The organism is Providencia stuartii (assembly GCF_029277985.1).
Lineage (GTDB): Bacteria > Pseudomonadota > Gammaproteobacteria > Enterobacterales > Enterobacteriaceae > Providencia > Providencia zhejiangensis.
Genome location: NZ_CP119546.1, coordinates 2,946,758 through 2,970,309, shown reverse-complemented (window position 1 = coordinate 2,970,309; position 23,552 = coordinate 2,946,758). Strand labels below are relative to the sequence as shown.

The 23,552-nt window shown below is 40.2% G+C and carries 21 protein-coding genes; 7 read left to right on the top strand and 14 right to left on the bottom strand.

What is annotated here, in order from left to right; genetic code table 11:
• The first annotated feature begins 95 nt into the window (after positions 1–95).
• Positions 96–776, top strand: coding sequence for a hypothetical protein (locus P2E05_RS13235; RefSeq protein ID WP_196712954.1), 681 nt, complete (start codon positions 96–98; stop codon positions 774–776).
• 155 nt (positions 777–931) lie between these two features.
• Positions 932–1,390, top strand: coding sequence for a YbaK/EbsC family protein (locus P2E05_RS13230; protein ID WP_276122822.1), 459 nt, complete (start codon positions 932–934; stop codon positions 1,388–1,390).
• Positions 1,391–1,397: 7 nt separating this feature from the next.
• On the opposite strand, the gene P2E05_RS13225 is transcribed toward P2E05_RS13230, so the two are convergent.
• The gene (locus tag P2E05_RS13225) at positions 1,398–1,952 is read right to left on the bottom strand and encodes a GNAT family N-acetyltransferase (RefSeq protein WP_272578084.1); all 555 of its coding nucleotides are present in this window, start codon (positions 1,950–1,952) and stop codon (positions 1,398–1,400) included.
• A gap of 14 nt (positions 1,953–1,966) precedes the next feature.
• Positions 1,967–2,407, bottom strand: coding sequence for an acetyltransferase (locus P2E05_RS13220; protein ID WP_154624637.1), 441 nt, complete (start codon positions 2,405–2,407; stop codon positions 1,967–1,969).
• A 309-nt stretch (positions 2,408–2,716) separates the two neighbouring features.
• Here P2E05_RS13220 and agp point away from each other — a divergent pair, with 309 nt between their 5' ends.
• A complete protein-coding gene (agp, locus tag P2E05_RS13215; RefSeq protein WP_163862415.1) occupies positions 2,717–3,970 on the top strand; it encodes a bifunctional glucose-1-phosphatase/inositol phosphatase in 1,254 nt (417 codons plus the stop codon).
• A gap of 87 nt (positions 3,971–4,057) precedes the next feature.
• Positions 4,058–4,669 carry a GNAT family N-acetyltransferase gene (locus tag P2E05_RS13210; protein ID WP_276122821.1) on the top strand — a complete coding sequence of 204 codons (612 nt, stop codon included), beginning with the start codon at positions 4,058–4,060 and terminating at the stop codon, positions 4,667–4,669.
• A 181-nt stretch (positions 4,670–4,850) separates the two neighbouring features.
• Here P2E05_RS13210 and P2E05_RS13205 read toward each other — a convergent pair whose 3' ends face one another.
• The 12 genes from P2E05_RS13205 to ttrS all read right to left on the bottom strand — a co-directional run bounded on the left by P2E05_RS13205 (position 4,851) and on the right by ttrS (position 18,391).
• On the bottom strand, positions 4,851–5,288 hold the full coding sequence (locus tag P2E05_RS13205) for a universal stress protein (RefSeq protein WP_154624635.1): 438 nt from the start codon (positions 5,286–5,288) through the stop codon (positions 4,851–4,853).
• A 223-nt stretch (positions 5,289–5,511) separates the two neighbouring features.
• Positions 5,512–6,078, bottom strand: a complete 567-nt coding sequence (locus P2E05_RS13200) for a tetratricopeptide repeat protein (protein WP_154624634.1) — start codon at positions 6,076–6,078, stop codon at positions 5,512–5,514.
• 537 nt (positions 6,079–6,615) lie between these two features.
• Entirely contained in the window at positions 6,616–7,101 is a 486-nt protein-coding gene (locus tag P2E05_RS13195; RefSeq protein ID WP_154624633.1) for an AmiS/UreI family transporter, read from the bottom strand.
• A gap of 3 nt (positions 7,102–7,104) precedes the next feature.
• Positions 7,105–8,118: an AAA family ATPase gene (locus tag P2E05_RS13190; RefSeq protein ID WP_249999030.1), complete on the bottom strand. Its 1,014-nt coding sequence runs from the start codon at positions 8,116–8,118 to the stop codon at positions 7,105–7,107.
• A gap of 205 nt (positions 8,119–8,323) precedes the next feature.
• The gene (locus tag P2E05_RS13185) at positions 8,324–9,370 is read right to left on the bottom strand and encodes an aliphatic amidase (protein WP_154624631.1); all 1,047 of its coding nucleotides are present in this window, start codon (positions 9,368–9,370) and stop codon (positions 8,324–8,326) included.
• A gap of 484 nt (positions 9,371–9,854) precedes the next feature.
• Positions 9,855–10,265, bottom strand: coding sequence for an acyl-CoA thioesterase (locus tag P2E05_RS13180; protein WP_154624630.1), 411 nt, complete (start codon positions 10,263–10,265; stop codon positions 9,855–9,857).
• Between the two features lie 258 nt (positions 10,266–10,523).
• Entirely contained in the window at positions 10,524–11,315 is a 792-nt protein-coding gene (locus P2E05_RS13175) for a PhzF family phenazine biosynthesis protein (RefSeq protein WP_272657462.1), read from the bottom strand.
• Between the two features lie 155 nt (positions 11,316–11,470).
• Entirely contained in the window at positions 11,471–13,003 is a 1,533-nt protein-coding gene (locus P2E05_RS13170; protein WP_154624628.1) for a peptide MFS transporter, read from the bottom strand.
• Between the two features lie 435 nt (positions 13,004–13,438).
• Positions 13,439–14,659 carry a multidrug efflux MFS transporter MdtG gene (gene mdtG / locus P2E05_RS13165; RefSeq protein WP_154623011.1) on the bottom strand — a complete coding sequence of 407 codons (1,221 nt, stop codon included), beginning with the start codon at positions 14,657–14,659 and terminating at the stop codon, positions 13,439–13,441.
• Positions 14,660–14,728: 69 nt separating this feature from the next.
• The gene (locus tag P2E05_RS13160) at positions 14,729–15,673 is read right to left on the bottom strand and encodes a Kdo(2)-lipid IV(A) acyltransferase (protein ID WP_154623010.1); all 945 of its coding nucleotides are present in this window, start codon (positions 15,671–15,673) and stop codon (positions 14,729–14,731) included.
• Positions 15,674–15,835: 162 nt separating this feature from the next.
• Complete coding sequence (gene ttrR / locus P2E05_RS13155) at positions 15,836–16,432, bottom strand: tetrathionate respiration response regulator TtrR (protein ID WP_154623009.1); 597 nt, start codon at positions 16,430–16,432, stop codon at positions 15,836–15,838.
• 225 nt (positions 16,433–16,657) lie between these two features.
• Positions 16,658–18,391, bottom strand: coding sequence for a tetrathionate respiration histidine kinase TtrS (ttrS, locus tag P2E05_RS13150; protein ID WP_196712959.1), 1,734 nt, complete (start codon positions 18,389–18,391; stop codon positions 16,658–16,660).
• Between the two features lie 265 nt (positions 18,392–18,656).
• Between ttrS and ttrB the strand changes: the two genes are divergently transcribed.
• Genes ttrB through ttrA form a run of 3 tightly spaced genes read left to right on the top strand, consistent with a single transcriptional unit; the run spans position 18,657 to position 23,501 of the window.
• On the top strand, positions 18,657–19,394 hold the full coding sequence (ttrB, locus tag P2E05_RS13145) for a tetrathionate reductase subunit TtrB (protein ID WP_154623007.1): 738 nt from the start codon (positions 18,657–18,659) through the stop codon (positions 19,392–19,394).
• Positions 19,394–20,422 (top strand): tetrathionate reductase subunit TtrC, encoded by a 1,029-nt coding sequence (gene ttrC / locus P2E05_RS13140; protein WP_154623006.1) that lies wholly within the window; start codon positions 19,394–19,396, stop codon positions 20,420–20,422. Before ttrB ends, ttrC begins: the two co-directional genes overlap by 1 nt.
• Positions 20,415–23,501 (top strand): tetrathionate reductase subunit TtrA, encoded by a 3,087-nt coding sequence (gene ttrA / locus P2E05_RS13135; RefSeq protein WP_163862398.1) that lies wholly within the window; start codon positions 20,415–20,417, stop codon positions 23,499–23,501. The genes ttrC and ttrA overlap by 8 nt, the downstream gene beginning before the upstream one ends.
• The last annotated feature ends 51 nt before the right edge of the window (positions 23,502–23,552 follow it).

The following is a 23,552-nucleotide window of genomic DNA, read 5'->3' as shown; positions in this document are numbered from 1 at the left end:
TGCCGTTATTTGAGCCACCGTCATTTTATGCGGTGGCTTTTTTGTATGTTTTTTTGCTAATGTTCTTTATCACGAATGTTGTCATAGGAAAAATAATGCGGGCTGATCAATATATTGCGTACTGTTTTGTGAGGGCAATGAAGCGGGAAAAAGATATTTTATTATTGCAAAAAATGTCTTATGTGAAACATTGGGTATTATGTAACCAAGCGGGTGTTGAGGTTATCAGAACGGTAGAAATTACATATTTCCTTGATAAATTACGCGATTATCTGGATGGAATGATAAGCAAACAGGTTTATTTCAATCAACAACAACAGATCGTCATCGCGGATGGTGATGTATGTGTAAAATTGTTTACTTTGGAATGGACGGGAGAAAATGCAGTTTTAATTGAGACTGTGGCGGAACAATCCATATCGTCATTGCAAAATGAAGGACATAATCAACAGGCATTTTTAAAGACGCTACAAGAAATTGAACGGCTAGCAATGCAAATTGGGGAAACAGGTTTTGCCGCTATTTTTAGATCACAAGCAGAAAAACTATTAAAACCAGTTAAAAATAATGAAATGCTTTGTGAATGCTTATTTGATGTGGCTTGTGGTGCTTGGGTTTTTGGTGGGATGGGTTCATGGAATGATTCAGCGCCTTTTTTAGCTTATGAAAAAGGCTTAGAACCTGAGTATGATAAGCTAACTCACCAATTATACCATCATATTCAGCATGCTCTCCGTTATTCAGCAAATCATTGTGATGTGAGCACCGAGAGCTAAAAAACGCACATTTTCTGAAAAGTTTTCATTAAAAACATCCTATTTTAGGGTGGTGGTTTTCATTAATTTGCGGCACCTAATGGTGTTTTTTAATTTCTAAAGCAATAAACGAAAAAATAATAATCACTTGCAAACCATAACAAAAGAGTACAACGATGAGTATAGAATCTGTTAGAAAGTTTATCGCCCAACATGCTCCTGATATCGAGATTATTGAGACTGACGGGGTGACAGCCACTGTTCAGCAAGCCGCACTTGTTCATAATGTCGAGCCTAATCAGATAGCGAAGACCCTATCACTAAAAGTAAAAAATGAGGTTATCCTTGTCGTGTGTGCAGGAGAGGCTCGTTTGGATAATCAAAAGGTCAAACAGGCTCTCGGTTCGAAAGCAAGAATGCTCAGAGCGGATGAGGTGGTCGAGTTAACCAGCCACCCTGTTGGGGGTGTTTGTCCTTTTGGTTTACCTTCAGCGTTAGCGGTATATTGTGATATATCGCTACAACAATATACTGAGGTACTACCTGCCGCAGGGTCGGTTAACAGTGCATTACGTATTTCACCTCAGCGCATGTTAGAACTTACTCAAGGTTCTTGGATCGATATTTGGCAATAATGATGGATTAATTTGATAAATAAGGGTTTTGTAGACGATATAATACATGCTCTTGTAGCCAATGGCCTTCAGGGAGGGCGGGATGAGCAAAGTTTTCAGGGGCTTTCGTCATGCCCAATTTTTTCATCACGCCCTCAGAAGGTGTGTTAGCGACCGCGGTGAAAGCAACGATCTCATTTAATTTCAGTTGATTAAAAGCAAACTGAATTGCAGCTTGAGCCGCTTCAATGGTATAACCTTGTCGCCAATATTGAGGACGTAATCGCCATCCAATTTCGGTACACGGCGAGAAAGGAAATTGATATTCGGGAATATTTAGACCAACAAAACCAATTAATTCATGTGTCGACTTTAACTCAACAGCCCACAATCCCCATCCTCCTTGGCTGGCAAATCGCGCCATAATCGTATCCATAAAGTGATCGCTTTGTGATTTATTTAATACGAAAGGAAAATAACGCATGACTTCAGGGGAACTATTCATTTCAAAAAACAGCGCTTTGTCTTGTTCAGTCCAGCCACGTAGAAGTAAGCGGGGAGTTTCAAGTGTAATAATTGACATATAAAAGCCTTATATTATTTTGTGTGTAGCCTCAGATGAAGAATGGGGAAGGGATTACCTTCACCATCTTTTTCTGAGCGTGCAAATTGCCTAAATCCCATATGCTGGTAAAAACCAATGGCCTGTGGATTTTGCTCATTCACATCAACGTCAGTAATTGCGAGTTGCTCAATAGCAAAACGAAGTAATTGTTTGCCGATCCCTGAACCTCGATGAGATTGTGAAATAAATAGCATCTCTAGTTTATTTTGGTCAACACCGATAAACCCAGTTATTTTATTATCTTCAGTAACCGCAACATAGACTGAGAGTTGCGGTAAATACTCTTTATAGATGGCGACTTTTAATTTCTGTAACGTTGCTTCAGGTAAAAAATCGTGTGTTGCTCTGACGGATGACTCCCAAACATCAATAATTTCATTGTATTGTGATGGGGTAGCGGCTTGAATTCTCATCGGAGTAAACTCCTAATTTGGTGAATAGAATATTGTCAGTCGTTGCGGTTAATATCAACCATGCCTTTATAGGGTTTCGCTAATATTCTTGGTTGAAGCGATTATAACAATAAATAGCCATTAATGACCTCGCTTAGTTCTTATTTCGTAGTGAAGTCTGTTTTTGAGATATTAATCGCAGAAAAAAAAGTCAGTTACTTCATTATAAGATAGCAGTAAATTCAACTAGAAATAGGAATAAATTATTTATTTTACAATAAATTAATGTCATGCGACAAAATACAACAACAAAATGGTAGGGGTATTTCGATGAAATATAAGGTTTTAACACTCTGTTTATCTGCTGCACTATTGGCGCCAATCGCGCCTGCATTTGCAAATACCGATAATGCTGAAAATATGCAACTCGACCAAGTATTATTATTAAGTCGCCATAATTTACGAACACCTATTGTTAATACGGGGATCTTAACGGAAGTTACCGATAAAAAGTGGCCTGCATGGGATGCGAAGAGTGGGTATTTAACGACAAAAGGCGGCGCACTTGAAGTTTATATGGGGCATTATTTTCGGGAATGGGCGGATGAAAAGAAGTTACTCGCCGATGAATTATGCCCAACGAGTAATGAAGAATTATTTGTTTATACAAATAGCTTGCAAAGAACAATTGCGACAGCACAATTTTTCACCGCGGGTGCATTTCCCGGTTGTACTGTGAAAATTCATCATCAACCTGAAATTGGCACTATGGATCCCGTCTTTAATCCTATTATTACTAACGATAGCTCTGAGTTTAAGCAAAAAGCCTTATTAGCGATGGAAGAGCATTTAAAACAGCTCAACCTGAAACCAGGATACGATGAGCTAGATACTGTTCTTGATATTAAAAACTCGCCAAAATGTAAAACGGATAAGCTGTGTGAACTTTCATCACAAGATAATCGTTTTATTATTGAGGCTAATAAAGAGCCAGGTGTCGCTGGGGCGCTTAAAATTGCGAACTCAGCAGTCGATGCGATCGATTTGCAATATTATGAAGGGTTCCCAGAAAAACAAGTTGCATGGGGAATGGTAAATACAGCAGATAAATGGCGTAAGCTAAACACGTTAAAAAATGGCTATCAGGAAACTTTATTCTCTCCTAAATTAATTGCTAAAAATGTTGCTCATCCTTTATTAAATTACATCAATAAAGGCTTCGTTTCTGTCGATAAAGGAGAAACGGCAAAATTTATTATGCTGGTTGGTCATGATTCAAATATTGCTTCCTTAATGTCAGCCATGGATTTCAATCCGTACCAATTGCCAGAGCAATATGAATATACCCCAATTGGTGGAAAATTAGTTTTCCAACGTTGGCATGATAAGAGTGATAATAAAGATTATGTGAAGGTGGAATATGTTTATCAAACAGCAGATCAACTTAGAGATAATAGCTACCTTTCTTTAGAAACCCCACCTAAACACGTCACGTTATCTATGAAAAATTGCCCTATCGATAAGAACGGTTATTGTTCTTGGGAAGATTTTCAAAAAGTGATGCAATCTGCATTAGCGCAATAATGGTTTTATTGATACGCACTAGCCCGTGATAAAAGCGGGCTTTTTACTTTATTGAATCATTATCGTGTTGCGTTAAGTCGATAGTCAATGCGGCTTAACGATACTCAATTTAGCGAGTTATTAGCGAGTACTGGCGACTTGAAGAATGGCAACTCTCGTTGTTATTATGGCTGTTTATTAGCGGAATTCACGGATAAATTATATAGCATGGACATTCAACTACTGCACTTAAATCAAATAGACTGTAATGACATTATCGCACTCAATACGCATCCTCTCGTATTAGCACACATGCCCCTTGGATATGACCAGTTTGATGAGCCATTTTGCCACCAATGGGTTAAGCAAAAAGAGCAACACTGGCATACACATGGATTTGGTGTATGGGCATTGGTTGTTGATGGTAGGTTTATTGGATGGGGAGGGTTTCAAGATGAAAATGGAGATGCTGATTTAGCGTTAGTATTGCATCCAGATTATTGGGGGTGCGGTAAAAAAATCGTGAATAAAATGCTTGAACAAGCGGTGACTCATATGTCATTACCCTCAATAACCATTCATCTTCCACTCAGTCGTAAAAAACTGGGGGCTATTTACCGTTATGGTTTTGTGGAAGAAGGTGAAGTGAGTTTTGATGGGGTCATTTTCAAACGATTTAGATTGAAATTAGCCGAACTATCTAAGAAAAAACCCTGCTAGAAAGCAGGGCGTGAAAGCCACGAAAATGTTTATGAGGCTTCAATCTAACCTATAATCTTGTGTAATAGTCTTATAAATTGTGTGTATTTATTATCTCTTGAATTAGTCTTAAAGAGATGATCTCAATAAGATTAAAATCCAAACATTTCACTAAAAATGTTATTTTTTACTACCCTATATTTCAGCGGATCACCAAAACAGATGTTTTTGCGTAACGTACGACTGATGCAGCATTAGAGCCGAGTAAATAGGTAGACATGCTTGGGTGGCGAGAACCAATTAAAATGATATCTGCATTGATCTCTTCGGCGATAGCCAAAATTTCATCCTTAACTGAACCTACAGAGGATGTAACATGTACCTTATCAGCAGGGATAGCAAAGCGTTTTACTTTCTCTTTTAATTCATTGAGGATGATTTCCGCTTGTTTTTCATCATCGGGAAAATCGCCAGGAAGAATGGTTCCACCGTAGCGTAAATAGTTAGAAATGGGAGCACTAACAGCGAGAAAATGCACTTCGGCATTATTTAATTTCTGGATGGCAGTAACATGAGGGATGACAAGGTCGGTAAGTGCGTCTTCACTAACATCAATCGGAACTAGAATCGTTTTGTACATAAATCCTCCTTTTTGTCTTTTATTTTATAAGTTTAGAACATTTCCATGCATATTGAAATTAATCATTACTATTTTAAAGACAATGAACTATTTAGACTTAAATGGAGCAGATAGTGGGGGAGTAGGATGAAAAATAGAGAGGAGTATTATCAGGAAAATATAATATATCTAATCCACAACTCATAACGAATTTCGCTAGAGTTGTGGCACGATTTGGTATCAATTATTTTTTACAAGCTTCTTTTAAACCGCCTTTGCAGGCTTGACTCAAGTATTGTTTGGCTGCTTTATCATCTATTTCGATACCTTCACCATTTTCATACATTTTTCCGACTTGAAATTGTGCTGGTGGATATTTTTTATCGGCAGATTTTTTAAACCAGTCAAAAGCCACGATATAATTTTGTTTAACACCGATCCCTTGATAATAAATTTGCCCCATATAATTTTGAGCTTCGGGATTACCTTGGTTGGCAGATTTTTCAAACCATTGAATCGCAGTTTCAATATTAGGCTCAACACCGTTACCATTTAAGTACATATCGCCTAAAAAAAGCTGTGCATCTGCACTGCCTTTATTAGAGGCCATGGTTAACCATTTTTTAGCTTTCGGGTAGTCCTTCTTAACTTCATTTCCCAAGTAGTAGCCGATACCCAGCATGACTTGAGCTTTGATGTCACCTTTTTGAGCCTCTTTTTCAACCAATTTGATCGTTTCGTTAGAGACAGCGGCAAAGCTTGAATGCATCGAAATAATGAAAAGTAAAATGAATGAATAGATTTTATACATAATGTTGTGAATATCTTATATTGTGTCAGTGAGCAAGGTAAAGGTGGTTGTACGCGCTATGTTAAGATGATAGTCCAAACAAATAACAACATCATTAACACTCAGGATTAGCGTTAGCAACAAAATTTTACTTTAAATACTTTACGTCTCTAGGCATAGAATATCAATGTGTTTTAGTTTTTTATCTCACTTTGCTAACGCTTTTTAAAATAAGAATGTGCGTAAAGTTGTTTTTATCTCGTTCATTATCGTAATTTACTAGTTTTAGGTGTGTGTTATGCAGGGTTAGTATTGTAGTGAACGGATGTATTTTTATTTATAGGAAAATCCTGCTTTTTTAAAGAGGCAATTTCGTTGTTCTATTTTAAGAAAGTGCGATCGGTATCTCATACTCGTTAAGAATAGAACTATCACACGGTGATAGGCGTATAAAGTGAGGTTCTTCCTATTATAAGGGGTTAATTAACGTGAAATCCTGATAATGCTAATCCCCCTACAATATCTAGAGGGTACTAGCGATTTATTTATTGCTGTTGATTACCAGTGATTAGTCACCATCATTAGCCCGGGTATGGCGCAGGTAACAATACCAACGAGTAGTGTTAACGTACCTAGATGATTAATTTTAATATTCAGTGAGAATGTACAAAAAAACAGTAACCATAATATTGCCCATACTAACCAGAGCACAACCATGCGAATATCTGAACTGGCATAATAGGCATAAAATAAGGCATTAAAAAAGACAAAAAGACAATACCATCCAAATAATTTACCCGATAAGGAATATATTTTCACAAAACTTAAAAATAGATAAGTGAAGGTAAATAGCATAGATTGTGCTATTGCAGTGTAGGCTATACTCTCTTTAGCATTGATCATTAAAATGATATTACCAATTAAACAAAAACAACCAATAATACCATTAAATATTCCCGTTTCTTTATCATCATATCCTTTTATAATTGCGATTCCATTTATACTCAAAACACTACCAATAAAAATAAGTAATATCCCCTCCATCGTTCACCTCTTAATGATAAATTGATTATTATCGACAGTGAGCACTATATGCATTGAGTGCTCATTATTGAATATCGCTCTTGCGACTAAAGGTTCTATATGTATCTTAAAAATACGCTTTATATCTCTTACACCATAACGTGGGTCACACATTGAATTTATTTTCACTTTTGCTAAAACATCGAGTGTGATATTAATTGAATACTGTACTATTCTTTGATTAAGATTGGATAATTGCATATCAATTATTTTAATCGCTTGTTCAGAGGTTATTTTCTTAAAGCTTATTTTTCTATCTATTCGATTAATAAATTCGGGGTCAAACTGTTTTTCAAGTAATGAGATGATTTTATTATCATAGCTCTTTTTTGACCATAACTTAGTTATACCCTGTTTTTCATTTAAAATATCTTTAGACCCTAAATTAGACGTCATAATAATTATTGTATTTTTGAAGTTAATCGTTTTTTGGCCATTGGCAAGTTCTAATTCTCCAGTATCAAGAATATTCAGTAATGTTCTGATGACGCTTTTGCTGGCTTTTTCGATTTCATCAAATAATACAATGCCAGGAGTATTATAGCTGCCCTCTATTTTATCAGTATCAAATAACGAGTAGGACTCTTTACTTCCTGAATAACCTGGTGGTGCACCTGATAAAGAGGCTGCATAGTGATCTTGAGATAAAGTATTCATGTTTATTCGGCAATAATGCGCTTTACCATTATTGATTGCCTTCGCTAAAGCAATGACTGTTTCTGTTTTTCCTACCCCAGTTGGTCCTAAGAATAACAATGTAGTTAATGGTCTATTGGGATCAAATATATTGGTTTTAATGCAATAAAGAATATCTTTTAGCTGAGTTAATACTTCATCTTGCCCAATGATAGTTTTTTCAATATTCTCGATAACATTTTCTGGGTCAAAGATAAAACGAAAATGTCCTTTCTCTATTTTTAGAGATGAAGTGTTTTTTTCTTGAAGGTTCGATGCTAACATATCATTGATAAAAGGCATGTTTGTTCCTAATTAATGATAATGGATAAAGTAGTAATTCAAGAACAGCAGTGTATTTCTATTAATCATGCAAGTTGCTATTTATATAATATTTGGCTAATAGAGATGCCAAATACTCTCCATTTATCCTTGATGTAGAAAATTAATAGCAAGTATTAATATATTTAACGTTTATTCAATAATGAATTACTACTTCAGATTTTAGTTAACCAACATTTTTTATTTTATTTTCATCCGTGGGTAAATCGTAAACTTGGCATTCTGAAATACCGATAGTATCTCGAGTGATGCTTTCAACCTGTTCTTGCGTTTTTTCTGCATCAAGTACCCAGCTGCGATAAAATTCAAAAGGACACTCAGCAAGCCCTTTATTACCGTCACCCGAATTATAAATACCGGTATAGCCACGATGTAAAATCTTAAATAGATGGTTTTGTGATTGATCATATCGGCGAGCATCGCGGATTTCAGTTACTGAGAGTTGAGCATACTGCACACCCATTTCCTCTTCACCACATTCACCTAATGTATGTCCATCAAAACCAATAATCGCAGAATGCCCAAAGTAGGTATAAACCCCATCAAACCCAGTGCCATTTGCGACAGCAACATAACAGTTATTTGCCCATGCCATGGTTTTTGCCATCATTATCTGTTGTTCTTTAGCGGGATACATATAACCTTGACAACGAACAATGAGTTCTGCGCCTTTCATTGCGCAATCACGCCATATTTCAGGGTAATTTCCATCGTCACAAATGATCAGGCTTATTTTTAATCCTTTAGGTCCATCAGAAACATAAGTTTTATCGCCGGGGTACCAGCCTTCGATAGGGCACCATGGAATAATTTTACGGTATTTTTGGACTATATTACCGTTATCATCGATCAAAATAAGCGTGTTATAGGGCGCTTTTAAAGGATGTTCTTCATGTTGTTCACCCGTGATAGAAAATACCCCCCAAACCTTATTCGCTTTACAAGCCGCTGAAAATATTCTTGTTTCATCACCGGGAACCGTTGCTGCGGTAGCCATCATTTCTTCATGATCATACATGATCCCTTGGGTGCTATATTCAGGAAAAATAATAAGGTCAAGACCTGGAAAGCCTGTTTTTATACCCGCAATGACATCTGAAATTTTATTTGCATTTTCAATAACATCATCTCGGTTATGCAAGCGAGGTATTTTGTAATTAACGACAGCAACACCCACGGATGTAGGACTACTCGAAATATCACCATGTCTCATAGATTTCCTCTCTATATTATTTTTACTCGTTTAATGACTAAGTAAATGTAACTAAATGGAGGTATCAGGGGAGTTAATTCGCGACTATATGTGATAATTATCACGTTTTTTTGTAATCAGTTACTGGGGAGTATAATGTATTGATTTAAATAGAAAATACTTTTTTAAAAAATGACCCCTATAGTTTATTTGGTATTTTTATTGGTGAGTCATTGCGGTTTTTGTAGTGTGAAATGAGGTTAATCAGGCTGCGTAGGTATGTTATTTACTATGAATCATCTTTAAATATGGAAGGAAAAACTGGCAATATCGTCACATTGCTGCTTTTTACAGTTATCTTTTAAGTAGATGGTTATTATTTTTTATTTACAATAAGGCAGGGTTAATGACTGATTACTCTGTGTGATAGGGTAGCGTTTAGAATAATACCTCAATACATTCATGAGGTAAGACTTTAGACTTGCTACCCAGATTGAATGCTGATCTATTGAAAATCGAAAAGTGGTGTTGGTTTACCATGATCATCGACAGCGACAAAGTTAAATTGACCATGGATCACTTCTTCGCGGCCTTCACGATACATATCTTCTAAAAAGATAGAAACATTTACTGTCAAACTTGTTCTACCAACACGGCTCACTTTACCCACTAATTCAACAATTGTGCCGGAGGGGATCGGGTGAGTGAAGTTGATTTTTTCGGTTGAAACGGTGACCAAACGTTTACGAGAAAAACGCGTTGCAGTAATAAAAGAGACTTCATCCATCCACGCAAGGGCGGTTCCACCAAATAAGGTATCATGATGGTTTGTGGTTGTAGGAAAAATAACCTTGGAAACACTGGTAATAGAATCTTCGATTTTTTGCGTGATTATCTCATCAACGTCAGAACGCATAATGTTGCCTTACAATTATTTGCTATGGGACTAAATTAGCCATATTTCACACCGTAGTGATGACTCGGTTTATATGTCCAAGCCATCCATATTGAATGTGGCTGGCGAATGATTACCTCATTGCTGCCACATTCCCCTTATTTAGGGTATATAAATTTATTGTTATACGCTATCCAAAATGAGTTACACCGGCGATGTTTCATTGATAATTATTTTTTGGGTGAATATAGGGACGTAGTCAAACACATATTCGTGAGCTTAAATATGGATGTTACCGGTTAAAAATAGCGTTGCTTCTCCAGTCAGTTTGACTCTCTCATTGTCGACTGAACATAACACGACACCACCACGAGCAGATATTTGATGACCGATTAGCTGATTTTTATTTAAACGTGCAGCCCATAATGGTGCGATAGCGCAATGCGAGGTACCTGTTACCGGATCTTCGTCGACCCCTTTGGCGGGAGCAAAGTAACGGGATACAAAATCAGCATTTGGGTTATCACTGAGGGCAGTAATGGTTAGGCCTGGTAGAGGGAGCGCTGCCATCGCGCTCAGATTAGGCGTACAGTTGGCAACTTGATTGGCATCACTTAAAAAGCAGACATAGCGGTCTTTAGCGAGCCATAATGATTCTATATCGCCCCCTAAAATGTCGGTTAATTGAGGGTGATCGGTAACAGCAACCTGTTTTGTTTCTAGCACAGGGAAATCGAGTGTAAACCCTTTTTCATTTTTGTATACGATGAGTTCTCCAGAAAGAGATTGAAATACGAAAGGTGAAATCGGGTGTTGCTTAAACTGATGCAGTATAAATGCCGTCGCAAGTGTCGCGTGACCACATAATTTAACTTCTACGTTAGGTGTGAACCAGCGAATATGCTCTCCAACTAAGAATGCAGTTTCTGAAAGATTAATTTCAGCAGCAATAGCCATTAATTGATCATCTGGAAGCCATGTTTCGAGTAACACAATAGCAGCAGGATTACCGTGAAATTGTTGTTGAGTAAAGGCATCAACATAATAAACAGGAAAGGTTGTAGTACTCATAATGGTTTTCCAAAGGCAAGTTTAATAGGGTGCTAAATGAGTAAGAGGGAAAGGAGTATAGCGCTAATTAAGCATCAACATAATAGGTTAATGCTTGAAATAAAAATGCCCGATAGGCTGTAAAAACCTATCGGGCATAGAGACGTTAATGAGGATTATTCTGCTTTCGCTTCATTCTCATCTGCGTTTTTTAACATTTTTCTGACTGGGATAATTAAGGCAGCCAGAACAATGGCACAGATAACTAATGCTATTGAAACGTGTGAGAACAGCTCAGGCATTGAATTCAATTGTTCTTTATTGATATTACCGCCCATAATACCAGCCGCAAGGTTACCGAGTGCGCTAGCACAGAACCACAGGCCCATCACTTGACCACGCATTTTTTGTGGTGCTAATAATGTCATTGTGGCTAACCCAATAGGGCTTAAGCACAGTTCACCCAATGTCAGCAACAAGATACTTGATACTAACCAGAAGGGAGAGACCCCCGTTTGTGTCGCTAGAACTTGATTAGCAGCCATCATCATGACCGCAAAACCTGCCGCAGCAAATAGGATACCAATGACAAATTTAGTCATGCTGCTTGGGTTCATATTGCGTTTGGCGAGGGAAGGCCAGAACCAGCTGAATACCGGCGCTAACAGAATGATGAATAATGCGTTGATAGATTGGAACCAAATCGTTGGGATTTCAAAGGAACCCATTTGGCGATCGGTATAGTCACGCGCGAAGATATTGAACGACGTTGGTTTTTGTTCAAACGCTGACCAGAAAAATGCGGCAGCAATGAGCAGTATTAAACAAGCCAGTAGACGTGAACGTTCGCTGCTATTTAGGCCTGCAAAGAAGAACATAAAGAAGAAATAGATACCAACACAAGTTGCAATGATATAAGCGGAGCTTTTTGCAATTGTCGATGCATTGAATGGGATCGTGCCATTATCGATTAAGATAACTAAGACTGCTAGCAATGCCATTGCAACAGTAACCCATTTACCAACATTTTTACGTTCTACAGTTGGACGGTTCCAAGTGGAATCTAATCCAACTTCTTTATCATATCGGCGCATTTGCGGAATGGCATAGAAACGGAAAATTAACAACGCGATCAACATACCGATGCCGCCTAGGCCAAAGCCGAGGTGCCAACCATATTTTTCATGCAGAGGGCCAATAATCAAAGGAGCAATAAATGACCCCATGTTAATGCCCATATAAAATAGTGAAAAACCACCATCACGGCGAGTATCTTCTTTCTTGTACAGTGTCCCTACCATGACGGTAATACAAGTTTTAAATAAACCCGTACCTAATACAATCAGTAACAAACCGACGAAGAAAAAGGTATTACTCCAGAAGGCGGACATCGCGATGGATAGGTGACCGAAAGCGATGATCAATGAGCCATACCAAACTGCTCGACGTTGCCCTAACCAGTTATCGGCAAGCCAGCCTCCAGGAAGTGAGGTGATATAAACACCACCAGCAAAGATACCGACAATTGCGGATGCTTGTTCAATGGGTAACCCCATTCCCCCTTGTAATAGTGCTGCACTCATAAATAATATGAGGAGAGGGCGTACACCATAGAAAGAAAACCGTTCCCACATTTCAGTGAGGAAGAGTGAACTTAGTGGGTACGGGTGCCCAAAAAAGGTTTTTGTTTTAGTCGCAGAATGACTCATCTGTGAACTCCGATAAATTATTTTTTGATTGGTTGTGCTTGGAAATACACCTAGCGAATCTGTAGGTGTTAAAATTTATAGATATGTTAACTTAATTTTGTAAACATATTTTTAACATACATTATTATAAAAACACTTATAAACAGAATATATTTCTTGTTAAAAGTGTATTTTTAAGGTGAAAAGTCGATATCAATCGCACTTTTCACGATAAGGTAGGCGACAATACAGGAATTTGGTTGACAAGAAAAGAGATGATTATAAAACAATCATAGCCTTCAAAAACATAAGCTTAAGTTATGTTTTCTCTGTTTTTTGCATAAAATGCTGTTATACCTACAATAAATCAGGGAAATGAATAAATAACTGCATTTATCAGCGGGCGGTATGGAACGAATTTTTTTAGCGAAAAAAAATTTTTGCTTTCTATCACATTCAAACAGAGGGAGACTGACAACCTTGGGATTGTCGCTTAATGATGTACCATGAATAGATTAAATTGAATAACACCAAGGCTGCGGTAAAGAAAAACACAGCTCTAAAGCCATAACTTGCCGCAACAAATGACCCCATTAGTGGACCCGTGACGTTTCCCACATCACGTAATGCTTGGTTATAGCTAAAAATTCGGCCTGTCACTTGGTGAGAGATATTGTAAATAATTAATGTTTGTACGGCGGGTAATAAGGCCGCGTTTAATGCCCCGAGTAAAAAGCGTAGTGCGCCAAGCTCCCAATAATTACTGACAAGCCCCATCGGGAATAACACAAAAATAGAAGCGGCTAATACCGCCAGTAAAACTTTTTCAGGACCAATGCGGTCACTCAATTTACCTAACCGAGGGGCGCTAAGCAGGGCGGCGATACCGGGAATAGACGCGATGACACCACTAATAAAAGCTAAGTTTTCTGTTGTGCCAGCGAGATCACGAACATACAGTGTAATAACTGGGTTGATTGAGCCCATTGCTGCTTGGATAATCATGGTCGTAAAAAATAAGCTGATCACCAGATTTTTATTTTTTAGCGATGCAAAGACTTGCTTGTTATTAAGGGCATCTTGACGTGAAACTGGGGTAAAACGTTCTCGGACATAAAATAGCGTAACAATAAAGCAAATAAAGAGTACGCTAGCCGTAATAAAGAATACTGGGCGTAGGCCATATTGGTCGGCCAGTAATCCCCCAATAAGCGGACCAATTAATGCGCCACTTACCGCACCGGTTGCGAGCACGCCCATCGCCCAACCGCTTTTCTTAACCGGTACTTGCGTCGCAATTAATGCGTTAGCATTGGGAACAAATCCGCCGAGTAAGCCTAATAGCGCCCTAAGGGCGAGTAACTGCCAAATATTTTGAGCAAATCCAATTAATACCATTACGATGGCCATACCTAATGCCGAACGCAACAGCATTAACTTTCTGCCTTTTCGGTCGGATAATCGCCCCCAAAACGGCGCTGCAATCGCAGAAAACAAAAACGTAATACTGAAAACCGCACCTGTCCAAAGGTTTAAAGAGCTATGATCGGTCACGCCGAGTTCTTCGATATATAACGGAAGAAAAGGCATGATCAGACTAAATGCAGCCCCCGTTAAAAAACAACCAAACCAGACCACATAAAGGTTACGTTTCCAATAACTGTTTCTGTTTAACATAGACTCCTTACTCAACTGTAATGCTTAAAACACAGCGGCTGTCAGAAAACCGACAGCCGCTGTGTTTTATCAATGATGGATTTTGTCTAAATCACCGTACAATGAAGGTTCTCCTTCGGGACGTGTTTTAAACCGTCGATGTAGCCACATGTACTGTTCTGGGGCTAATAATATCGCTTGTTCAATGAGCTGGTTCATTTTTGTTGCCACCGCCACTTCATTATCAACGGGGAAGTTGTCGATAGCCGGTTGAATGATTAATTCATATCCTTTGCCGTTAGGTAATCGACGAGGAATAAAAGGTACAATTAACGGGTCGGCAAGGCGTAATAAAATCGCTGAACCATTTGTGGTTGCGGCATTTTTTACCGCGAACAGCGGTGCAAAAGAGCTGTTTCGAGGACCATAATCATGGTCAGGGGCATACCAGAGAATTTCCCCCTGTTTTAAGCTACGTACCATCCCTTTAACATCTTTCCGGTCTAACATATATTTATTAGAACGCAGACGCCCGCGAGTCTGTAACCAATCCATCAGCTTATTGTCATTTGGACGATAAACGCCAATGCCTGGATTAAGTATACCGAATGCTCTTGCTCCTAGCTCTAAGGTTAAAAAGTGGATCCCTAAAACGATAATGCCACGACCTGTTGATTGCGCCGCGAGCATATGTTCACGTCCTTCAATTTTAAACCAGCGACGGATACGCCATTCAGGCCAAAACCAAGCCATTCCTGTTTCAAAAACGCCCATGCCAACGGATGCAAAATTTTTGTTAATGTACTGTTGGCGTTTTTCTAAACTCATTTCAGGGAAGCAGAGTGCTAAATTACGATCGGCAATCTGTGCACGCTTTTTCAGTAATCGCTTCGATAGCATGCCTAAACGTGTGCCCATCCAATAGATCATGGGGTAGGGCAACAGAACTAGCAGGTACAGCAAGCCGATGCCAAACCAAGTGAGCCAGTAACGTGGGTGTAATAAACTTTTATGAAACTTTGGAGCTTGTATCATTGGTTTCCAAAAATTAGGTTAGTGATTTTATACCGTTGTTCGTTATTGACATTGTTATTATAACAACGATTAATCTATGGTTTTGACGACTAAAGCATCATGAAATGACTGATTTAGTTTAAACATTAGCCTATTTATCAATAATGTTCTTATTATAACAAATTATTCATTTAATAAATTAGCCGTCTGTAGCGTACTCATTAATTCAGCAATATTACGCACAGCCATTTTTTCCATCATTCGGGAGCGGTGTACTTCAACAGTTCGCACTGATACACAGGCGACGTCTGCAATTTCTCGGTTGATTAAGCCCTGTAAGACATACTTGCAAATCTCTTTCTCTCTCGGTGTCAGTGTTTGGTAGCGTTGCTGGATGAGGTAACTGGCCGTCGCTTGCGTTGTTTTTGTTTGAGCTTGTTCGAGTGTTTTAGCGAGCAATTGGCTATCAATGGGTTTTTGGAGAAAATCGACCGCACCCAGTTTGATTTGCTCGACAGCCATAGGGATGTCACCGTGACCAGAAAGAAAAATGACTGCTAATGTACTTTGCTGTTCTTTGAGTAATTGATGGACTTGGCGGCCATCAAGTTTTGGCATGCGCATATCGAGCAGTACCACACCTTCTTGATGAAGATTTGCTTGTTGGATAAATTGTTCACTGTCATTCCAAACCACAACGGTATAACCGAGTGTTTCAAGAAGAAATTGGCAGGCATCCGTGACAGCAGGATCATCGTCCACCAGATGTATAACAGGCATGAATAAGTACCTCATTTCATCAAACTGGGGTATCAATATCTAAACGGGTGAAGCGTGATTGTCTCATATTCACATGATTAATGTTATCAATAGTATGCGAAAGTAAATCGACATTCATTAAAATTTAGCGTGAGGGGATATGACTCCATTCTCATTGAACATCACCTTGAAAATAGATGACCCTCGCCTTCATGTTATCCGTCGATGTATGAAGGCGGTTGGTGTTTATACTTTTTCCTCATAAGGAAAGATTAAGGTCACTCTTAGGCCATTTAACCCCTCCTCACTCAGATTATTTTCAATACGAATATCCCCTCCTTGGCTTTGAATCAGCCGCTGACAAATCACTAAGCCAAGTCCGAGTCCCTCTTTTTTCGTCGTCGCAAAGGGCGTAATCCCTTGAGTGAGCTGTTCAGGCGCCATACCACCGGCATCATCTTGTAAAACCAATAAAAATCGTTCTGGTGCAAAGTGAAAACTAAAACATAAAGTCTTTGCACCAGCCTGTAAGCTATTACTGATTAGATTGGAGAGTAATTGGTCAAGTAGTGTTTCTGGGAGCTTCAAGCAGACATCATGGCTATTAGGTAAAATCAGTTTGACGAGTGGATAATGCTGTGGAACTCGTAGTAGCTGCCAGATATGTTGTATGGTCGGTATGACATATTGCTCACTTAAAGGTAACGCAACTTCTTGGTTTGGTTTTCCTGCCCATAACCGAAGATTGCGAATAATATCACCACCGCGCTGCGCTTGATTATCAATTTTAGTGAGGGCGTTAATCAGTGGATGTTCATCTGACTCTTTTTGAAGACGTAAAATACAGCCTTGGGCATAGTGGCGGATTGCCGAAAGAGGTTGGTTTAACTCATGAGCAAACCCAGAAGCCATTTCGCCTAATATATTCAGCCGTTGCGCCTTTGCTAAGTTGGCTTCTTGTTGTCGTAAGCGATTGTGCGCGTCTTCGAGTTGTCGACTTTTGCGACGAACTAAAAATGCGATCCAAACATGGTTGATGCCAAGTAGAATAAAAAACAGTACCGCGATGCTGATAGTGATTTGATGCTGGATCAGCCAACTCACAATATCTTGCCAAATTTGGCGTTGTTGTGGGTGTTGATTCACATCACGCAATAGCGTCTCAACTTGATTGACCGAGGCGGGGGCTCCCCAGCGCATACCTGACTTATCCGATGAAAGCAGTGTTTTAGTCACTTTATCAACTAAATTATCAGGAACATCATTCAGCGCGGCAAACGACCAATTCGGGTAGAGTTCTGTACTGGTTTTACAGGGTAAATTGCTCTCATGTTCGATTAAAGGACGGAAATGGTTTTTATCAATTAACCCTTCTTTATCCATATTCTCCAATAAACAGACAGGGATAATGGCCGCAGAAAGTGAGTCATCCCGTAACGCATACAATAATGCATCGGCAGGAAAGCCGAGGAACTGCATGCGAAAATCTTTTTCGGCATCATAGCCCATATCTCGCAATACTTTATAACCTAACAGATAGCCTCCAAATGCATCCGGAGAAATTGCCCCCACCTTCTTACCGATGAGGTCTTTTATTTCGTTAACGTCGCTATCAGCGCGCACTAAAATAAGGCTACCAATCACATTGCGCGTTGTACTATCGGGTTCGACGGAAGAGCGTAAAGAGAGCAACCAACGTAGATGATAACGGCTATCTAATTGAATAAATTGTGCGGGATTAGTGAGTAAAAAGTCAATTTTGCGTTCTGAAATCGCATTACGCATCTCATCTAAATTAAGCGGCTGCAAAGTGAAATGCTCATCAGGCAGCGCATTATTCAATGTATCAGTTAATGTTTGCCAATGGGTTTGGGTTGAGTTAGCACCGCGTAAGGCAAGCACCCCAATTTTCCATTCTGCTGCCATGGCCGGAAATGACCCGGCAATAAGAATGATTATCAGTAATCGATACAAAGACATAGAGTATTTCTTTAACATATTTGGCTTATTAGTTGCGTTAGATCAATTTAGCTACGGGTATGTGGTAAACCACAATAGGGTCGTTACGCTGCCCCTCTTACAATAAGACCAATTAAAGATAACACACCGTTTTTAAAGAGAAATAAGAATTACTGGGGTTATCAAAAATAGCTTGATGTAACAGGTAAATAAAACCTGTAAAACCAAAAGAATAGCAATTTTTATCCTCTATTTTAGCATTAGCAATGTCCTACTGGAGCCAATTATGGATCTGAGTAAACGAAAATTTCTACAACAATTAGGAGCTGTGACTGCCGGGGCATCGTTGATACCGATTGCTGAAGCAGGACTTAATTTCGCTCCAACTCGTCGTGAAGGTAATCCTGAAAAGCGTTATGGAATGCTGATCGATTTACGCCGCTGTGTCGGTTGTCAATCATGTACTGTTAGCTGTGCTGTTGAGAATCAGACGCCACAAGGCCAATTCCGGACGACGGTTAACCAATATCAAGTCTCTTTGCAAGGTGAAGAAGGGCTGACAAACGTCCTGTTGCCCCGTTTATGTAACCATTGCGATAACCCGCCTTGTGTGCCTGTTTGTCCTGTGCAAGCAACGTTCCAACGTGAAGATGGCATCGTGGTGATTGATAATGAACGCTGTGTTGGCTGTGCCTATTGTGTTCAAGCCTGCCCATACGATGCGCGTTTTATCAACCACACAACACAAACCGCAGATAAATGTACTTTCTGTGCTCATCGCCTTGAGGTGGGATTATTACCTGCTTGTGTTGAATCCTGTGTTGGTGGGGCACGCATTATCGGTGATTTAAAAGATCCGAATAGTACTATTCGGAAAATGCTCACAGAACATGAAGCAGAAATTAAAGTTCTTAAACCTGAAAGTGGCACATTACCGCAAGTGTTTTATTTAGGTCTGGATGATGCTTTTGTTCAGCCGTTAGCCGGCAAAGGGCAACCAGCACTGTGGCAGGAGGTGTTCTGATGAGTGAACAAGTGGCTTATATCTCAGAAATTATGGCTCAACCGCAAGAGTTTTTTTGGTTGCCTTGGGCGGTTCAGTATTTCTTTTTTATCGGTATTGCAGCATGTGCAACCTTGTACGCTTGTTACTTACACTGGCAAGCTAAGAGTGAAAATAGCCGTTTAGAAATGATAGCGGTATTTATCACGATAACGATGGGTATTACAGCACCATTAGCATTGACAGCGGATCTGCACCAAACGGCTCGTGTATGGCATTTCTATGCCCATCCAACCATTTGGTCATGGATGTGGTGGGGATCTGTGCTGTTACCTTTATTTACGACCTTTACTGGCCTGTATTTCATCGCACTCTTGGTTAAGTTTATTTGGAAAAAAGAGTTTAAAGCAACGCGTTGGGTTGCGCTATTGTCTGCTCTATCCGCCATAGGGTTATTGCTGTATACCGGACGTGAAGCGTCAGTATTAATCGCACGACCAATTTGGTTTAGCTGGTGGATCCCAGTATTGCTATTCTTCAGTGCAATGCAAGCAGTGCCCGCTTTAATCGGTTTAGGTGCACGACGTGAGCCACAATATCAACAACGTCTAGCACGTTTTCAGGTTATCACCTTACTTTTATTAGCCGTGTGCTTCGCATTATGGTTATCAGGTGACACCATTTCAGGTATTGCAGTACGTCATCAACTCGATGTAGCAAGCCCTGGCTGGTGGATGTTAATGGGGATTTGTGCACTATGGGTTGCCGCGTTATTGATGTCAGTATTCAATCTGAAGGCGACTCGTTCGATAGGTTATATCACCGTTGCTGCATTAGTCGCGATGGGGCTAACTTGGAGTTTACGTTGGGTATTCTTGATGGAAGTTCAAGCGGTACCAAAATACAACGTTATCGTTAATCCATATCATTTCCCGATGGGCACTGATGGGCTACTCGCATTACTCGGTACATTCGGATTGTGGATTGCACTAATTATTATCGTTCGTGAAGGTGTTCGTTGGTTTGCAAGGAGAGTGCAACATGGCTAAATTCTCAAGACGTCAATGGCTTAAAGGTGGTTTAGTTGTCGGTGGATTAGCACTGTTTGGTGCAGGTTACCGTGACGTTGCTAAGCGTGCAGTCGATGGCCTCGCCAATGGCACCTCCGGTAAAGTGACATTAGATCGTATCAATGGCAACTCATTACGTCCTGAAGGCCAAGCGAATGGTGGCTGGAAGGAAAATCCAGAACAAGTCGTTGCCATGACACAATGCTTCGGTTGTTGGACACAGTGTGGTATTCGCGCACGTGTTGATACGGCAAAGAATGAAGTATTACGTATTGCAGGTAACCCATACCATCCACTTTCTCATGAAAAGCATTTTCCTTATGGTATGCCTTTGAAAACGGCCTTCAACAAAATGGGGGGAGAAAGTGGTTTAGAGCATCGTTCAACGGCATGTGCACGTGGTGCGACGTTGATGGAAGGACTAACGAGTCCGTTACGTATCCTAGAGCCAATGAAGCGTGTTGGTCAGCGTGGTGAAGGTAAATGGGAACGTATTAGTTTTGAGCAACTGATTAAAGAAGTGGTTGAGGGCGGTGATTTATTTGGAGAGGGACATGTTGATGGACTACGTGCTATTCGTGACCTCGAAACCCCTCTGGATCCTGCACAACCCAAATTAGGTCCAAAAGCAAACCAATTATTAGTCACTAATGCTGGGGATGATGGCCGAGATGGTTTCATTCGACGCTTTGCGCAAAATGCGTTTGGTAGCAAGAACTTTGGTGCTCACGGCTCCTATTGTGGTTTAGCCTATCGTGCGGGTTCTGGTGCATTAATGGATGATTTGGATAAAAACGCACACGTCAAACCCGATTGGGATAACGTTCGTTTTGCCTTATTTATTGGAACCTCACCAGCACAGTCAGGTAACCCATTTAAACGTCAAGGTCGCCAATTAGCGTCTGCTCGTTTACGAGATAATTTTAACTATGTCGTAGTTGCGCCTGCATTACCGTTAACGACAACACTTGCTAACGATCATGGTCATTGGGTACCTGTTCAACCGGGTACTGATGCCGCGCTCGTCATGGGAATGATCCGCTGGATCATCGAAAATGAGCGTTATAATGCGGCCTATTTGAGTGTGCCGAGCGAAAAATCGATGCAAGCAGCGGGGGAGAAGAGTTGGACTAACTCGACGCACTTGGTGATCACTGATGACGCACATCCATTAGCGGGACAATTATTACTTGCTTCACACTTGAATGGACAAGTCGCGGATGATGAACAAAGTAAAAAAGCATACTTGGTACAGGATGCATCGGGTGAGCTAAAACTTGCTGATGATGTCACGAATGCACAACTGTTTGTGACGCGTAAAGTAACGTTACATGATGGTAGTGAAGTTACTGTGAAATCAAGTTTCCAATGCTTAAAAGAAGCGGCTGAGCGCATGACTCTAGAAGAGTATAGCGAACGTTGCCAAGTTCCTGTGAAGACGATCGAATCATTGGGTCGCGCCTTGACCTCTTATGATCGTCAAGCCGCTGTAATTTCCCATGGTGGGATGATGGGAGGCAATGGTTTTTATACCGCTTGGTCGGTCATTATGTTGAATGCACTGATTGGTAACTTAAACCTCAAAGGGGGAGTCTCTGTTGGTGGCGGCAAATTTAACGGCGAAACCGATGGTCCTCGTTATAAGATAGCGAGCTATGCAGGTAAAGTGAAACCAAAGGGTGTCGTATTATCACGTAGTAACGAAGTCTATGAAAAATCTGATGAATTCAAGGCTCGTGTCGCTGCGGGTGAATCACCTTATCCTGCGAAAGCACCTTGGTATCCGTTTGCTAAAGGCCAATTAACAGAGCAATTAGCATCGGCACTGATGGGATATCCCTATCAATTGAAGGCGTGGATCACCAATATGACGAACCCTGTTTACGGTATTGCAGGGATCCGTCAAGTGATGGAAGAGAAACTGAAAGATCCAAAACATCTTCCTCTTATCATTGGTATTGATGCCTTTATGAATGAAACCACCGCATTGGCTGACTATATCATTCCTGATACTCATAATTTTGAAAGTTGGGGATTCAGTGCTCCTTGGTCTGGCGTCCAGGTCAAAGCAAGTACAGCTCGCTGGCCGATTGTTGAGCCGCGTACCGCGAAAACGGCGGATGGTCAGCCTATTTCGATGGAAGCATTCTGTATTGCGGTCGCTAAAGAACTAAACCTTCCAGGATTTGGTGATAACGTTATTGAAGATATGGATGGCAATAAACATTCATTGAACAGTGCAGAAGATTATTATCTACGTGTGGCAGCGAATATGGCTTGGTTGGGTGAGAAGCCTGTACCAGAAGCGGCAAGCGAAGACATTCAGCTCAGTGGTGTGGAACGCATTATGCCAGCCATGGAGAAAACACTAAAACCTGAAGAGATCAGACGCGTAGCCTATATCTATACACGTGGTGGTCGTTTTGCTCCTTATGAAAAAGCATGGGATGGTGATGCGACAGGGCCACAATGGAAAAAAGGTTTACAGATTTGGAACCCAACGGTTGCGGTTAATCGCCATGCCATTACAGGCGAGCGTTACAGTGGATGTCCAACCTATTATCCACCGCGTTTAGCTAATGGTGAGGATGTCAACAATATCTTCCCACCAAACGAATGGCCATTAAAACTCATGTCATTTAAATCACATGTTATGAGCAGTTCTACCACGATGATTGAACGCTTACGCCATGTGAAGCCGACCAACCTTGTGGCTATTCACCCTAATGATGCACAAAAAATGGGGGTTAAACATGGCGATTGGGTCAAAATCACGACGCCAGGAGGTCATGTAGAAGCTCAAATCAGTGTATTAGACGGTGTGATGCCAGGGGTACTTGCGATTGAACATGGCTATGGTCACAAAGAAATGGGGGCGAAACAGCACTTTCTTGATGGGGAACCGATGCCGATGAATGCAGCGAATGGTTCAGGTATCAACCTAAATGACCTAGGTTTTGCCGACCCAACGCGTGAAGTGGCAAACACGTGGTTAGATTGGGTTTCAGGAGCATCGGTAAGACAAGGATTGCCTGCTCGTATTGAACTTATTGGTTAGAAATAACAGGTGGCCAGAGAGGAGGGTTCTGGTCACATTCAGTTTAGACAG

Excerpts from the sequence above, each read along its gene's own strand:
- P2E05_RS13230 (WP_276122822.1), top strand. The coding sequence starts at position 932 with ATGAGTATAGAATCTGTTAGAAAGTTTATCGCCCAACATGCTCCTGAT.
- P2E05_RS13205 (WP_154624635.1), bottom strand. The coding sequence starts at position 5,288 with ATGTACAAAACGATTCTAGTTCCGATTGATGTTAGTGAAGACGCACTT.
- ttrC (WP_154623006.1), top strand. The coding sequence starts at position 19,394 with ATGAGTGAACAAGTGGCTTATATCTCAGAAATTATGGCTCAACCGCAA.
- P2E05_RS13170 (WP_154624628.1), bottom strand. The coding sequence starts at position 13,003 with ATGAGTCATTCTGCGACTAAAACAAAAACCTTTTTTGGGCACCCGTAC.
- ttrS (WP_196712959.1), bottom strand. The coding sequence starts at position 18,391 with ATGTCTTTGTATCGATTACTGATAATCATTCTTATTGCCGGGTCATTT.
- ttrA (WP_163862398.1), top strand. The coding sequence starts at position 20,415 with ATGGCTAAATTCTCAAGACGTCAATGGCTTAAAGGTGGTTTAGTTGTC.
- P2E05_RS13180 (WP_154624630.1), bottom strand. The coding sequence starts at position 10,265 with ATGCGTTCTGACGTTGATGAGATAATCACGCAAAAAATCGAAGATTCT.
- P2E05_RS13160 (WP_154623010.1), bottom strand. The coding sequence starts at position 15,673 with ATGATACAAGCTCCAAAGTTTCATAAAAGTTTATTACACCCACGTTAC.
- agp (WP_163862415.1), top strand. The coding sequence starts at position 2,717 with ATGAAATATAAGGTTTTAACACTCTGTTTATCTGCTGCACTATTGGCG.
- P2E05_RS13235 (WP_196712954.1), top strand. The coding sequence starts at position 96 with ATGCGGGCTGATCAATATATTGCGTACTGTTTTGTGAGGGCAATGAAG.
- P2E05_RS13210 (WP_276122821.1), top strand. The coding sequence starts at position 4,058 with ATGCGGCTTAACGATACTCAATTTAGCGAGTTATTAGCGAGTACTGGC.
- P2E05_RS13175 (WP_272657462.1), bottom strand. The coding sequence starts at position 11,315 with ATGAGTACTACAACCTTTCCTGTTTATTATGTTGATGCCTTTACTCAA.
- P2E05_RS13195 (WP_154624633.1), bottom strand. The coding sequence starts at position 7,101 with ATGGAGGGGATATTACTTATTTTTATTGGTAGTGTTTTGAGTATAAAT.
- P2E05_RS13190 (WP_249999030.1), bottom strand. The coding sequence starts at position 8,118 with ATGCCTTTTATCAATGATATGTTAGCATCGAACCTTCAAGAAAAAAAC.
- P2E05_RS13220 (WP_154624637.1), bottom strand. The coding sequence starts at position 2,407 with ATGAGAATTCAAGCCGCTACCCCATCACAATACAATGAAATTATTGAT.
- P2E05_RS13225 (WP_272578084.1), bottom strand. The coding sequence starts at position 1,952 with ATGTCAATTATTACACTTGAAACTCCCCGCTTACTTCTACGTGGCTGG.
- ttrR (WP_154623009.1), bottom strand. The coding sequence starts at position 16,432 with ATGCCTGTTATACATCTGGTGGACGATGATCCTGCTGTCACGGATGCC.
- P2E05_RS13185 (WP_154624631.1), bottom strand. The coding sequence starts at position 9,370 with ATGAGACATGGTGATATTTCGAGTAGTCCTACATCCGTGGGTGTTGCT.
- ttrB (WP_154623007.1), top strand. The coding sequence starts at position 18,657 with ATGGATCTGAGTAAACGAAAATTTCTACAACAATTAGGAGCTGTGACT.
- P2E05_RS13200 (WP_154624634.1), bottom strand. The coding sequence starts at position 6,078 with ATGTATAAAATCTATTCATTCATTTTACTTTTCATTATTTCGATGCAT.
- mdtG (WP_154623011.1), bottom strand. The coding sequence starts at position 14,659 with ATGTTAAACAGAAACAGTTATTGGAAACGTAACCTTTATGTGGTCTGG.